Below are 12,389 nucleotides of genomic sequence, written 5' to 3'. Positions count from 1 at the left end.
GCTATTGGATTAAAGATGTTTCGGAAGGATCAGCAATCCCCGTTTGTTGAGTTCTGCACGGAGCAATTTCACTAATTGCTCCAAGGTCTTCACTTCCTGCCTTTCGCCGGCTTTGCGATGAAACAGCGGGGCGAAATAGAGTTTGTGGTCGTCCTTGGTTGGATACGAGAGGCCGCCGAGGCAGATTTTGTCCGTCCGTATCTGAAACAGTCCGTTGACCAGTTTGCACTGTTTTGAGGACGGCACCGTGATTTCGTATTCGGGAAGTGCCACGGCCACCATTTTCAGGATAGGCCGGATAACTTCATCCGCATAGTTCGGTACTGAAATAGTCAATTTCGGCACGGGTTGCATATCGGCCTCGGCACGTTCGATTGTGTCGAGCTGTTCGGAAACTTTCGCATCGCGTTGAAAGTAGCTGTTTAACAGTTCTTCTATTGTCATAACGTTGCTTTTTAATGGTTCGTGTAAATAAAGAATAATGCTCCGGACGAAGGAACCGGTGCAAGCCGCCCTGTTATTTTTATGCGGCAGCTTCATCGATATGCTGTTGAGCCTCCTCGACGGAAGAGATGGCTTCGTCGATTGCATCGATGGCGTCGGTCATACGGGAGCCGTTGTCCGATGATTGGAGGCTTTCGGGCATGTTGTCGTAGGCATCCTGTTCTTCGTCCTTGATGTCGTTCAATGATGCGATGATTTCGTCGAGGGAATCTTTTACATCTTCGAGTTGTTTTCGTCTGTCTTTGTTCATGATTGATTGGTTTTATTGATATGATATTGAATGAAATTTTGCTGCATCGTAAATCATTCATATCTTTGCATTTAAGTATTAAAGCCTATTTATGTCTAACTTTGAAATAATTATCAATTGTATTACAGCCCTCGGTGCATTGGCAACCGCAGGGACCTTTATTTATGTGATTAAAAGCCAGAGAGGAACACAGAAACAGATTGACAGTCTGTCCCAGATGGCGACTACATTTACACGCCAATATGAAATGGCACGTATTCAAGCGGGAAACACCATATACCCCAAAATCCAAATTACATTGAAACATGATGTAATGTGGGGTATGGAGATATTGGTCAAGAATTTGTCTTATCCCATTGAGATTTACCGTATAATTGTACATACAGACCAGCATCATTCCGATATAACCATAAAGCCTAAAGGGGATTATATCGCTATAAGGCAAGGTGAAACCAAACCTATATTACCTGGCGAAATGGTGCGACATCCTTTGTACTTGTATTCAGCATCTCTTCGGCTCTTTTTGATAACTCCTTTTGATGAGGCGTATGAAATAAGATATGCGGTTAGCAATGAGCAGGAATCCTATCAATCTGAGGCTATTCCCATTTTGTTCCGTAAAGAAGACCATGAAAATGATACAGAATCCACTATCTCGGCCAAAGAATATAGTATTCACGGAAATATACCCGGAACGGTAGATGATAATTTTCCGGAAATTTCTCGGGATTCTGAGTGCATTTAGTTCTTTCACAAGACAATCAAGGCGGGCAATAACCCGATGCCGGGGCGAAACAGACGATGTCCCCTGTCTTGCGGGAGAATATGGTTACGCTTACTCCGATTTGTGTCAGTGCGGCTTTCTTTGCGTCCCGCAAGCGGACGAAAGAGAGCCGGTGTCCGTACCATTTGTCGCAGAACCAATAGTTCGTGGTTGTGAGCTTTGAGGCTGTGATATGGGTGGCGGCATCTGTTCGGGAAGCAAGCAGCAGTTCTGCCGCGTTCCGGAGAAAGTCCGGCCAGTCATGGTACGACATTTTCGACCGCCAGAAGTAGTCTTTGAGTATCAAAGGTTGAATGCTGGCTTCTTTCCCGGTATGGTAGCCTAAAATGTTTGCGTAGGAGATTTGGGTGGCGCCGTCCGCTAACGCAGGAAAACAGACACCGCCATTACGGCCGGTCGGCTCGAATTTACCCCAAGCGGATTTCACTTGTCGAACCGCGACTTTCGGCATGCCGTTTTCGTCTGTTCCATCGTGCAATAATACCGAGGCGGAATGACGGAGTTTCATTGCTAATGATTTCGATATGAACATGGTATCGGTATTTAGAACGGTAACAGCAATACGGTGTAGCTAACGATTCCCTCGTCTTTCCATCCCTGCATTTTCAGAGCGGATTTCAGGTTCGTATAACATCTCACAAATCGAGAATATGGGCTATTTTGATAGTGTTGGCGTTCTATCTCGAATCTTTTTGTATTGGCCAGATTCAGCAATTCATCATCACGACACCCCATGTGAAGTCCGTCGGTTTTGATTTGCCTGAACAGTTCGCTGATTTCCGAGAAGTTTTTTTCTATAAGAGAGACACTTTTGCAGTATTCCGGATATAGTTCCCGTATGGTCGGGAGGAATTTCGTAACTCCTTTCAGCTTGAGTCTGGGGTTATTCTTTGCGATTTTTCGTAATTCTCGGAAAAGTTTTTCGACTTCTGCAAGCTGAATCCGCTCCCTTTTTTCAAGGTTTATGAAGAGTGTATTGGAATTACTGACACGTATGAGATTGTTTGTGATCTCATAAACAACGCCCTCGATAAGAGGACGCTGGAGGTATTCTTTTCTATCTGTTTCCACAATTTCTTTGTTAATCAATTATTTGTATGAATCGGACATAGTCTTCGGTATCGTTAAAGCGTTCATCGTTGATGCGCTCGGCTAATTCGTCGAGCGTCAGTCGTTCGACTTCGTATTCGGGTTCCTCGTCTTCGTTTGTGGTGCTGCGAGAAGGACCGTTTCGCCAGGCTTCGAGCAGTTGCGCATTGGAAATATTGCGATCCAGATGGCAGCAATTCCAGATGAAAGCATAATAACGTGGCTTTGATTCATCCTGATGCAGCCAATTCTCAAATGCCTTGCTGTTGTCTTTGTCCAGCAGCAGATTCTGCCAGTGTTCCTCTACAAATTCCCGAATCACGCTTTCGTCGGCGTTGCTATTTTGCAGGAGGACCTCTACCGCATGGTCCTTCCATGTTTTCTGCTCGATGCTTAACTCGACGTACCAGTTCCAGACGGTTATAAGCCAATCTATATTGATCTCACAAAGTTCACGGTCTGTTTCCTGGACCTCCGTATTCGGGCGCTGGAGCGTACAAGTACCGTCCGCGTGATAGTCGATCAAGTTATACCTGACATAGCAGGGATAGCCGTCTTCTCCTTCTTCTTCCACGAATACGATGTGAGGTAACCACCCGTCAGGGCGTTCGGATATGTGGCATAGAGAATCTATGATATTCTGCGATAATTTCCGTTCTTGTTCTTGCGGTGTCATAATTTATTGTGATATGTAAGTAGTTGGAAAATCAATATCCTCTTCGTCGAAGTCGGTTTGATTTTCTTTGTTGTATTCTTCAATCACGGATGACGGGATGTATGTCTCGCCATCAATGTCGAAGCTCTTCTTTCCGAGAAGCCGATTTAAGGCCGTATGGTCTCCTTGAATGATTTTCTCGATGTCGTCTTTGGTCCCGTGTACGGTTATGCCCAATCGCATCCAAAGCGTACTTTCTGGTTGGGGCGTTTCGGCAGTTTTCGGGAGGATGTGATAATCGCCCCACAAGTGGGCATCCGATACGCCTTGCACGTAGGCGTTGTACTCCGCTTTTGTGGGGAATTCAATGTTCTGAACTGCACCGCCGTTATCCATCAACCATTCGGCTGACGGGATTTGGCCGGTTTCGTTATAGTATCTGATGGCATCACCACCGAAGATGATTGTTGCTTTTATCATTGTTCAGGGTGTTTGGATAAGTAATCTTGGATGGATTCGTAGCGGTTCGGTATGGCTGCGTTTTCGTTGAATCCGTTCAGGCAATGTAGCAGTGCCTTTTCCATGCTGACATACCGGCGTGAGAAAGATTGGATGTTGTCCAGGCAGTAAGCCTCTATGGCATATTTGAACGGGGCAACTCGTGGCCCGTCTTCTTTGCGGAGTTCTACATACCATCTGAAATTAAGTTGTAGGCGGAAGCCGTCCGACTCTCCGTTTTTCATCAGGCGTTCTTCGTCTAAAAGCCTGCGAACGTAAGCGGCATCGAGTAGGCCGTCATACTCTCTGTAACATTTGATTCGGGCAGTGTACATGGCGGCATATTGCCGGATGTCGTCTTCGGTAAGATGATAATCTTTCGGGTAGAAGTCCAACACTTCTTTTGTTGTGACGGGAATGATTCGTCCGTCTATTTCGATTTCGTAAGTCTTATTTTCCATTATATGTTTTTGTTAGTGAATTTGGATCATGCTCGCTGAACGACGCGCAGATCGGTATAACCGATGGCTTTCAGTTCATTGAGCAAATCTTTGTATTCGTTTTCTTGCGCGGGAGACGTATCCGCGATTACATCGGCATAGTCTGCGGCTCCGTGTTGACCGATGTGCATGTAGGAGGTAGTCATATAGCTACTCTGACTCCACGGTTCGTCGGGGAAGAGTGCGATGATGTCGCCGTTCTTCCATTTTCTAAAAACCACCTTCATCATTGCGGCCGCAGATTTCTGTGTTCACGATGATGTCGCCCACGATTTTCGTGTCTCGGTGGAACTGGTCGAGGATGTCGTCGATATCCTCCTCGGATACCTCGCTGCCGTTTCGGTTCTCGATGTCGTAGCGAACCGTAACGTAAACCGTCTTGACTTCGGTTGCCCGAGAATCGTTGTCGTTCCCGGCGATGCCATCGGGAGACGTGATGTCGAATTTCATCAGTTGGGCAAGGCGGTTGTATTCCTCGTCGTAGAACCGATTGTATTCGTCCTGATACTCTTCTTTATAGCAGGTTCCACTGTCCGGATCGTCCGGGTCCTCCGGCTCGACAAAGGCATCGAAAGGCAGTTTGTGTTTGTCAACCAACCTGGCAACAGCCAGGTCGCTGGCAATTTCCATGATGGACGAATTGATTTCGTCTTTGTTCTCTTTGTAATACTGGTGTAAGTCCATAATCGTCAAAGTTTAATGAAGTATTCTTCGGTTAATGATCGTTTGAGTTTCCGGTTGCCTCGTGCGATTCGGACGATGAGTTTCTGAATGCGTTTGTTTGCCAGTTCGGCGATTTCCTGCGGTGTCGGCTGGGGCATTGCAAATTTCCGGCAGGTCTCGGAGCAGTATTTCTGGCGGGCACGAAGCGGTTTTCCGCAGGCCGGACAACGGCGTTTGCCATCCGTTTCGAGAATCCCCAACACACCGGCATGGATACCTTGCCACCATTCCAGACGGTCAATCTCGTAAGCCTGAAGAGTTACGTTGTTGGAGAAATCCCGGGCCTCCAGTTCGACCGATATTTCGGAGTTCTCCACGATGACTTTGATGGCCGGGTCGTCGTAGGGAGTTCCGTCGTTATCGAACCAAATAATGAAGGTCGGATCCTCCTGTTCTGCATAATCGCCCAACGAGAGTTCCGTCAGACCATTGTTTTTCAGAATGGCCACAATGGCGGCCATGATATTGCTTATGTTATCCATAAAGAAGAGGTTTTATAAAGATTAGTTGATATGTTAAAGAGACCGGCGTTACCCGTCTCTTGATTTTTCAAAAAAGGTGGAGCTGCCGGGACTCACGTCAGGACAGCTCCGGTTATCATTATGGCGAATGATGTATCAATAATTGAGTTGGATTGTTCCGTAAACTCCGGCAATCTCTTCCTGTCGGATTCCCAGATAGACCATTGTCACCTGTGGCGACGAGTGTTTGAGAATCATCGACAGCAGGATCAGGGCCTCGGTTGTGCGCCCCATCGATTCGTAAACGTAACGGCCGAAAGTCTTGCGGAAAGTGTGGCTGGAGAATCGTTTGATCGGCAGCCGATATTTCACCCGCAGATATTTCAGGGTGTCGTTGATGTACTGTGAAGTATAGGGTTTCTTCGTTTTAGGGTTGCAGATGACCGGCAACCGTTTATCCGGTGAGCCGAGCAGTTTATATAGCGACGTGATTCGCCGCTGTACGTTTTCGTTGAACGGAATCTGGCGCGTCTTGCCGGTTTTCTGTTCGATTTTGTAGAGTGCATCTCTTTCGAGTACGTCTTTCCATGTCATGGAAAGAACATCTGACACACGGCAGGCGGTACAGAAAGAGATGCAGCAGTAGAGTTCCCAGAGGTAGTTGCCGTCTTCGTGAAGGCTGGAAAGCAGGCGGATGAAATCCTTGAATTCCAGCGGCTCGGCGGTGGTAATTTGACCTTTGACTGACATAGGCAGATAGGATTTACGTTTATGATACGGCATCATGTGCCTGTTTTGGTGGTCGGGGGTTCCTGAAAAAGGGACATGACTTTCGCCCACGTTTCCCGCATCCGGAAATAGTCGTCGTAGTCTTTCTGGTTGATGAAGAAGACGTAAGGCGGAATGTCGGCCTGCTTGAATAGGTTGTACTTTTTTTCGTTGAGTTTGCGGACCGTGGGAAGTCCCGTTCTACATAGGGCTTCATTGACGATCCATGCTCCCCGGAAGTTATTCATCCGGAGTGAGTCGATGCAGACCACTTCGCCCACACAGCCATTTATCAAAAAGTTGCATACGCACATCAGGCAGCAGGTGTAGTCGATGTCCCAGGCAACCAGATAGCTTTGCGGTCGGTCGGCCTTGGCCGCCAACAGCGTCCGGCCACTGCCTGCCGTAGGGTCGCACACAGAAATGATTTTGGACGGCGATTCTTGCTTGCCCATAGTTATCTTCGACATAAGGTCGGTGATGTGCATGGGTGTGAAGAACTGGCCTTTCTGTTGCTGACCGCTTTGGGAGGTCAGTGCCATGAACAGATCGCCGAAAGCATCGTACCAGCCGTGCCGTTCGATCTGCTGCGACATGATTTGTATCCATGTGGCGAACATGTCGTAGAATACTTTGGTCTGCTCTTTATTGTACCTCCAGTCAGTGAGCGGAGGCGTGTCGGGGAGCGAGAACCCGTGTACGATGTAGCGCAGCAGGTCCTGAAAGACGGTTCTCACGTCCAGTCCGTTCCGATACGTGAAGTCGTTGATTTGTTTCTCCAGTTCCCGGACTTCTGCCGGGGCGTTGTATCCTTTTGCCATAATCTTAATCTTCACATTCTGTCAGGAGGCGTTTTACATTGCGGATTTTCTCGTCGATGCTGTTCAGTTTTGCGAACGAGGGGGTACATTTGGTGCGGCGCATTCCGGCACCCCAACCGATGTTGTTGGCGACCCGTGTAAGTCGGGCGTTTTCTTTGCTGCGACTTTCTTCAAGACGCTCCAGCCGTTTTTTGAGAGTTGCTTTCTTGTATTTCATGTCTGAAAAATTAAAAAGGCGGAGAACTTTCGCTCTCCGCCTCGGGTGAATAAATTGTGTTTACTATGTCGTGTCGTCGGGTATTTCATTGCCCGTATAAGGGTGATATAACGGTGTGTTGCCGACAGCTTCTGCGTCAATGGCAAAGCTGCCAAGCTGCACATCATAGAAGAGTTCCAGTTTCATCGGTTCGGCGGCGGCGATGTGTTCGGCTTCCGATTGCGAAAGACCGGAAATCATCAGGCTTTTTACCCTTTTTTCGGAAAGTCTTCGGATTGGTTTGGGGTGTCGTCCAAACCTCAACGATTTCCTCTTCGTCATCGGTAATGGCGACAGAGTGGTCGAGAGTATGCAATTCTTTCATCATTTTGGTTCTTCTTACTCTTCGTCCCAATAGTTTTTCTTGTACATCTCTCGCTGCTGGTCGAAAGACAAGGAGTTCCACCAGGCGTCGAGGTCCCCGGCATCGCCGGACAGCCGTTTGTTTTCTTCCAGATCAAGGTGTTTCCACCACTGGTACATTCGCTCTTTATACTTTTTCAATGAGACGAAATAGTGAGCCTCTTCACACGAATCGCACCAAAAATCGTCGCTGGAATCATCAATGTCCGAAATGTGTTCATTCGTGTTACCATCGACCCATGCCCGTATCTGAATGTCACGGGAACCGCAACATTCGCATACGTTGATTTGGCTTTCATCTTCCTCCTTCCTTTCGGTAACGAACCTCTGCCCGTCATAGAGTTCGCACGCCCGTTCCACGATTTTGTCGCGGGCGTTGTTGCCCAGTTCGGCATAGAAGCGTTCGGCCGCACCCGACAACGTGGCGCTGCTCAGACCGCACCATTTTGCCCAGAAATGGCCGGCCATGTTTCCAAATACGGTTTCGCATTCGGCTTTGCTCCAGCGGTTCCACATGTAGTAGAAGAAGCTGGAGACGATGTTTTCATTTGTACGTTTCATATTTCCCCTCCTAATTTTATGCGTGCATCCATGAAATAAGGACGAATGGGTTACGTTGATCGCTCTTGTCAATCAAGTGGTCGAGGACATCGATAAAATTCGCTTTAGTCATTTATGCATTGTCCAAAGCCTCCTTGAAACCTTCTTCACAATTCTGATACTCAGTTCCATCTTCCGTGATAATTGTCCGAAGACGTTTCAATTCTTCGCGGGAAACTTCGTAGTCTTCCGCAAATTCATCCGATGCCGTGTTGTTGATATCGAACATCGACAGGATGTTATATAGGGCTTTTTGTCCGTCACTTCCGAACATCCCTTGACCGCAAGGGATGTACTCTATCTGATAGACTTTCCCTGTGTGTAAACGTGTGCTCATATTGTGTATATTATTAGTTAATTTACTTTGTATCAGAATATAAACTCAGCATATACCTTTTTGTCGCCGGAGAATAATTTCTCATGATTGGTGTCATCATATCGGTAGGTGCTGTATTTTCTCGCTTCAGGTATATATTCTCCACGCACCCAGACTGGAGCAGTTTCGCGGTCTGAGAGACGGAAAAGTTCTCCTTTTTTGAGTTTTCGGATTGTTTTCTGCTTCATCGCCATCATTTTGTTGCGTCGGATAATTGGGCGATGAATCCAACCTCAATACCGATTTGGTATCCACGTTCTATGGTTTCTTCCAAATCTTTATCGGATTCGATTTCGGCTTCTGAGTCATCGTCATAAAGGCGATATAGTGTGAAGACATCAATTTCCCAAAGTTTACGGGCTTGTTCAGGAGTAATAAGAAGCCACACGAATCCGTCGGTACAGGTTTTTGTATGATTGGTGTCCATAATGCTACTATTTATAATTGTCAATCTATATCACATCCAATGAAGGTTTGCTCGTTTACTAATAGATAGTAATAACCGTTTCCGCAATTCCTGAACTCTTTTGAGAAGCCGGCATTCAGGTCTCCGTTCTTGTGGTATCCATCGTCTTTGTCGTAGATTTCCACCCAAAGTGATCCGTCATAGCCGCGAAAGTTGAACCGTCCCGAATGATATGACGTGCGATTTCTGACGGCTTCGCAGAAACACCGGTAAGTTCCTTCACCGCACCATTTCCGTACAGCTTCAAGTGTAATGATTTGCCCGTCGATACGTGTTCCGGTGGTAATTCCGTTTTCATAAAGGCTTTTGTTGTAATCGGCATTCTGGATTTTGCGGATAAAGGGACTTGTAAATCCCGCCTTGGTAGCTTCCCGTTGAAATTTGCGAATCAGGTGGCGGTTGATTTCTGACGGCTCTTTAGGTGGAGCCGGGTTGAAAATCTTTTCGATTCCGTCCCAATCGCTGAATCCGAAACCACGCCTTCGTTTTCCGATACCGATGATACCGAAAATACTGTTGTCTCGGTTGTAGAACAAACGTCGTCTGCGTCCTTTATACTGAACATACAAAGAATCCGGGGTTTCCGGATTGCGTAAATATTGCTCTGCTTCGTGCATGATTCTGAACTATTTTAGTTTTCGTATAATGATTTTGATTGTTCATTCAAATGTCGTTTCGATAGTCGAGCAGGTATTGCTCGAAATGGTTCTCACAAATGATCTGGTTACGGTCGATGTCTGCGGAGAAATCATCCCACTTGTAACCGTAATCTTTCAGTAATTCTTCTTGCTCCGACCGGCTGAAATCCGTCACGTCGATTTCGCCTTCCCGCCAAAGCATATTGTCCGTTGCGAATTTTCGGACCTCGGGCACATTGTGCGCATCATGCAGAAACTCTGTCGGGTATCCGAGATACCGCTGATAAATCCGATTGGATTCCGTTTCAGCACACGGTAGCAAATCACGGTGGCAGGTATTCGGCTCGCAATACCAGAATACCGTATCCGATATTTTCAAGCAGAATTGCAGTTGGTCGGGATCGGTGCATTCGGTGGCAGGATTGAACAAACGGTTCATTGGTGTACCATCTTTGCAATTTCGCGGATCGTCTCGTCCTCCAAATATCCCAGCGGGATCAATGCGCAGGGATTACCACCCTTATCGAGTGTGATGTATTGGATATAGAGTTCGCTCCGGGCATCGAACACGGTCGGTTCACCGCAGTCGTTGGTAAGGTCACACGGCTGATCGCCTTTGCGTTTGAGGTCATCTGCTATATCGAGCAGCACTTCTGATATCTCTTTTTCTTCCATTTCGATTGTTTTTTGATTGTATGAAAAAAATGATGCGATTACCGATATGGGGCATGGCTTTATCTGTTCGATGTATGGTCTTCCGGAAGGATCCTGAGGCACGGCGTGTAGCCAGCGCCTCAGGATCCTGTCAAGGAAGACGAACTGAAAGTTTTCGGTCCATCACATCAAGCCTGCCAGACGATGACGGCTTACTTCCTACGCCACTGGGCCATCTTCTTTTTGATGTCAATACCGTTGTCGTCGAGCATCTTTTTCAGTGCGGCAAGCAGGCGCCAACCATTGCCGTTCTTATACTCTTCGGCCTTGGCCGAGAGGAATGCGAGCGACTGGTATTTGTCCAGCCGTCGCCCGTTGTCGTCGATGGCCGTACAGTTGTGAAAGCGGATGAGGTTTTGCATCGTGTAGAATGCGCCGGTGCCCTTGTAGGCATCTATCCACGCCTTGCTTTGAGGTGTGGCGTGCTTCATCTTGAACCGCTTGTCGTTGAACTTCTTCACGGCATTGTAGAGCTGGGTGGCATTTTTAGCCGCTCCGATATGGTACGCTGCAAGACGCAGCGGGCTGTAGAGTTTGGAGTGCAGGTCCTGCACGAAAATGTTGTGGCCGCCGAGACGCTTGTAAGGAATGCCCTTGCATTTCTTGACCGGCAGGCCATCGACATGCGTTTTCAGTTGTTCGATGTAATCTTCCGCCAGAGCCGTAGCGACCTTGACGTTGAACCAGCGGTTCCTGTCCGCAAAGTTCTCGGGGTCGTTGCGCTCCATCTTCATCTGTGCACGCAGTTCGTCGAGCAGCATTTTCCACTGGTATTCAAAACCAAAACGGTGGATCATCTCGGTCACGCCGACCGGACTCCAAGCACCGTAGTCCTTGTAGGAGAGCATGTGGAACATCTGCGCCATGACGAAGCGGCGGAACAGACGGCGGTTGGGTACGGTTCCCTTTTCGAGGATGTAATCGAAAATCGGGTCGTTGTCGTCCAGAATCGACAGCTTGCCGTTCTTGTTCGAGGCGACATAATCGCCGCCGTTGGCTCCCTGCATGGCAAACAGGCAGCTCACGTCCACGCCGACACTGCGGAGTGCTTCAATACGTTCGTGTGCCGTTTTGGGCAGCTGTGCTTGTTTGATTGATGCCGCAGGGTTTTCTGCGATGGTAACTTTTTTGCCTGCGATGGCAAGTTCCGTCCCACATGTCGGGCACGTAACATTCGTCTCTTGTTTTTTCCTCATGATAAAATAGTTGATTGATTATTATTCGGCTCTACCCATTGTCTGAGTATTACCAGTTCCTTGTCTTCTTGGCTCTGCCAGAACCACCGGCCGAACTTCTCGGGATTCCATTTGAAGCCGCCGAGCAGTTGGCAGAGGATGAATAGTTCCAGCTCGATTTGTGATTTGTCGCGCCGCTCTCCATAGAGCATGTCATCATCACTTAGTTCTCTTTCCGGCAATGCCATGAAATAGCGGCGCGATGTACTCTCGCTGCGTTCCGACGGAATCGAGTGCTTGTACCGACGGTACAGCTCTTCCACTTTCGAGAAGAACTCCTCTTCACTGCAATGCGACACTCCGAGAACGCCTTCATACGAGCCGTCCCGAATGACGTACTTGCCGTTTACTTTGAGGCTTCGCGTTTGGAAGTCAACCTTGAAACGCGCCCCGTTTTCTACGGCACGGACTGTTTCTTGATAGATATTGTCCATAGCTCCTACGAATTGGCCATGTCCGTTCTCCTGAAGGCGGGAATGCTCAGCTTCAGGTTGGCGTTAATCAGGAATTTCCTGTCGCACTCACAAATGATGTGGGTGTCCGTTACCCGCTTGATTCTCCGTGTAACTTCGTCATGGGAGGTGTAAGGCTTCCCGTCCTTGGTCCCGTTATCTATATCTCCCGAGATATGATACCAGTTTCCGATTTCAATGTCTTTTACGTTCATTTTTTATCTGGTTAAATTGTT

At 47.7% G+C, this 12,389-nt stretch carries 25 protein-coding genes; 1 reads left to right on the top strand and 24 read right to left on the bottom strand.

Annotation, left to right across the window (positions count from 1 at the left end):
* Positions 1 to 9: 9 nt before the first annotated feature.
* Together CS948_RS03175 and CS948_RS03170 are read right to left on the bottom strand one after the other, a co-directional pair.
* The gene (locus tag CS948_RS03175; protein WP_099290301.1) at positions 10 to 444 is read right to left on the bottom strand and encodes a hypothetical protein; all 435 of its coding nucleotides are present in this window, start codon (positions 442 to 444) and stop codon (positions 10 to 12) included.
* Between the two features lie 79 nt (positions 445 to 523).
* Complete coding sequence (locus CS948_RS03170; RefSeq protein ID WP_099290300.1) at positions 524 to 754, bottom strand: hypothetical protein; 231 nt, start codon at positions 752 to 754, stop codon at positions 524 to 526.
* A 91-nt stretch (positions 755 to 845) separates the two neighbouring features.
* Between CS948_RS03170 and CS948_RS03165 the strand changes: the two genes are divergently transcribed.
* Positions 846 to 1,499 carry a hypothetical protein gene (locus tag CS948_RS03165; RefSeq protein WP_099290299.1) on the top strand — a complete coding sequence of 218 codons (654 nt, stop codon included), beginning with the start codon at positions 846 to 848 and terminating at the stop codon, positions 1,497 to 1,499.
* 16 nt (positions 1,500 to 1,515) lie between these two features.
* Here the strand turns inward: CS948_RS03165 and CS948_RS21430 are convergent, their stop codons facing one another.
* The 22 genes from CS948_RS21430 to CS948_RS03055 all read right to left on the bottom strand — a co-directional run bounded on the left by CS948_RS21430 (position 1,516) and on the right by CS948_RS03055 (position 12,368).
* Entirely contained in the window at positions 1,516 to 1,824 is a 309-nt protein-coding gene (locus tag CS948_RS21430) for a hypothetical protein (RefSeq protein WP_141560872.1), read from the bottom strand.
* A 257-nt stretch (positions 1,825 to 2,081) separates the two neighbouring features.
* Positions 2,082 to 2,609: a hypothetical protein gene (locus CS948_RS03155; protein ID WP_141560871.1), complete on the bottom strand. Its 528-nt coding sequence runs from the start codon at positions 2,607 to 2,609 to the stop codon at positions 2,082 to 2,084.
* 10 nt (positions 2,610 to 2,619) lie between these two features.
* Positions 2,620 to 3,201, bottom strand: coding sequence for a hypothetical protein (locus CS948_RS03150; protein ID WP_141560870.1), 582 nt, complete (start codon positions 3,199 to 3,201; stop codon positions 2,620 to 2,622).
* Between the two features lie 105 nt (positions 3,202 to 3,306).
* Positions 3,307 to 3,762 carry a hypothetical protein gene (locus tag CS948_RS03145; RefSeq protein WP_099290295.1) on the bottom strand — a complete coding sequence of 152 codons (456 nt, stop codon included), beginning with the start codon at positions 3,760 to 3,762 and terminating at the stop codon, positions 3,307 to 3,309.
* On the bottom strand, positions 3,759 to 4,241 hold the full coding sequence (locus CS948_RS03140) for a hypothetical protein (RefSeq protein ID WP_240053545.1): 483 nt from the start codon (positions 4,239 to 4,241) through the stop codon (positions 3,759 to 3,761). The genes CS948_RS03145 and CS948_RS03140 overlap by 4 nt, the downstream gene beginning before the upstream one ends.
* Before the next feature lie 26 nt (positions 4,242 to 4,267).
* Entirely contained in the window at positions 4,268 to 4,510 is a 243-nt protein-coding gene (locus CS948_RS03135) for a hypothetical protein (protein ID WP_099290294.1), read from the bottom strand.
* Positions 4,491 to 4,964 (bottom strand): hypothetical protein, encoded by a 474-nt coding sequence (locus CS948_RS21830; protein WP_240053546.1) that lies wholly within the window; start codon positions 4,962 to 4,964, stop codon positions 4,491 to 4,493. Before CS948_RS21830 ends, CS948_RS03135 begins: the two co-directional genes overlap by 20 nt.
* 5 nt (positions 4,965 to 4,969) lie before the next feature.
* Positions 4,970 to 5,485 carry a hypothetical protein gene (locus CS948_RS03125; RefSeq protein ID WP_099290293.1) on the bottom strand — a complete coding sequence of 172 codons (516 nt, stop codon included), beginning with the start codon at positions 5,483 to 5,485 and terminating at the stop codon, positions 4,970 to 4,972.
* Positions 5,486 to 5,620: 135 nt separating this feature from the next.
* Positions 5,621 to 6,214: a tyrosine-type recombinase/integrase gene (locus CS948_RS03120; protein WP_099290404.1), complete on the bottom strand. Its 594-nt coding sequence runs from the start codon at positions 6,212 to 6,214 to the stop codon at positions 5,621 to 5,623.
* Between the two features lie 32 nt (positions 6,215 to 6,246).
* A complete protein-coding gene (locus CS948_RS03115; protein ID WP_240053547.1) occupies positions 6,247 to 7,053 on the bottom strand; it encodes an N-6 DNA methylase in 807 nt (268 codons plus the stop codon).
* Between the two features lie 4 nt (positions 7,054 to 7,057).
* A complete protein-coding gene (locus tag CS948_RS03110) occupies positions 7,058 to 7,270 on the bottom strand; it encodes a hypothetical protein (protein ID WP_099290291.1) in 213 nt (70 codons plus the stop codon).
* Positions 7,271 to 7,333: 63 nt separating this feature from the next.
* On the bottom strand, positions 7,334 to 7,510 hold the full coding sequence (locus CS948_RS03105; protein ID WP_240055265.1) for a hypothetical protein: 177 nt from the start codon (positions 7,508 to 7,510) through the stop codon (positions 7,334 to 7,336).
* Between the two features lie 138 nt (positions 7,511 to 7,648).
* Positions 7,649 to 8,140 (bottom strand): hypothetical protein, encoded by a 492-nt coding sequence (locus CS948_RS03100; protein WP_255301836.1) that lies wholly within the window; start codon positions 8,138 to 8,140, stop codon positions 7,649 to 7,651.
* A 205-nt stretch (positions 8,141 to 8,345) separates the two neighbouring features.
* Positions 8,346 to 8,609 carry a hypothetical protein gene (locus CS948_RS03095; RefSeq protein WP_099290289.1) on the bottom strand — a complete coding sequence of 88 codons (264 nt, stop codon included), beginning with the start codon at positions 8,607 to 8,609 and terminating at the stop codon, positions 8,346 to 8,348.
* A 32-nt stretch (positions 8,610 to 8,641) separates the two neighbouring features.
* The gene (locus CS948_RS03090; protein ID WP_141560869.1) at positions 8,642 to 8,836 is read right to left on the bottom strand and encodes a hypothetical protein; all 195 of its coding nucleotides are present in this window, start codon (positions 8,834 to 8,836) and stop codon (positions 8,642 to 8,644) included.
* A gap of 5 nt (positions 8,837 to 8,841) precedes the next feature.
* Positions 8,842 to 9,075: a hypothetical protein gene (locus CS948_RS03085; protein WP_099290287.1), complete on the bottom strand. Its 234-nt coding sequence runs from the start codon at positions 9,073 to 9,075 to the stop codon at positions 8,842 to 8,844.
* 20 nt (positions 9,076 to 9,095) lie between these two features.
* Entirely contained in the window at positions 9,096 to 9,731 is a 636-nt protein-coding gene (locus CS948_RS03080; RefSeq protein ID WP_099290286.1) for a hypothetical protein, read from the bottom strand.
* Positions 9,732 to 9,777: 46 nt separating this feature from the next.
* Entirely contained in the window at positions 9,778 to 10,191 is a 414-nt protein-coding gene (locus CS948_RS03075; RefSeq protein ID WP_099290285.1) for a hypothetical protein, read from the bottom strand.
* A complete protein-coding gene (locus tag CS948_RS03070; RefSeq protein ID WP_099290284.1) occupies positions 10,188 to 10,427 on the bottom strand; it encodes a hypothetical protein in 240 nt (79 codons plus the stop codon). The genes CS948_RS03075 and CS948_RS03070 overlap by 4 nt, the downstream gene beginning before the upstream one ends.
* Before the next feature lie 191 nt (positions 10,428 to 10,618).
* Complete coding sequence (locus CS948_RS03065; RefSeq protein ID WP_099290283.1) at positions 10,619 to 11,665, bottom strand: ubiquitin carboxyl-hydrolase; 1,047 nt, start codon at positions 11,663 to 11,665, stop codon at positions 10,619 to 10,621.
* Positions 11,659 to 12,135: a hypothetical protein gene (locus CS948_RS03060; RefSeq protein WP_099290282.1), complete on the bottom strand. Its 477-nt coding sequence runs from the start codon at positions 12,133 to 12,135 to the stop codon at positions 11,659 to 11,661. The genes CS948_RS03065 and CS948_RS03060 overlap by 7 nt, the downstream gene beginning before the upstream one ends.
* Before the next feature lie 5 nt (positions 12,136 to 12,140).
* Complete coding sequence (locus CS948_RS03055) at positions 12,141 to 12,368, bottom strand: hypothetical protein (RefSeq protein WP_099290281.1); 228 nt, start codon at positions 12,366 to 12,368, stop codon at positions 12,141 to 12,143.
* Positions 12,369 to 12,389 lie beyond the last annotated feature (21 nt).

Origin of the sequence: Butyricimonas sp. Marseille-P3923 (assembly GCF_900184685.1) — a bacterium.
Lineage (GTDB): Bacteria > Bacteroidota > Bacteroidia > Bacteroidales > Marinifilaceae > Butyricimonas > Butyricimonas muris.
This window is presented reverse-complemented; position numbering and strand designations above follow the sequence as displayed.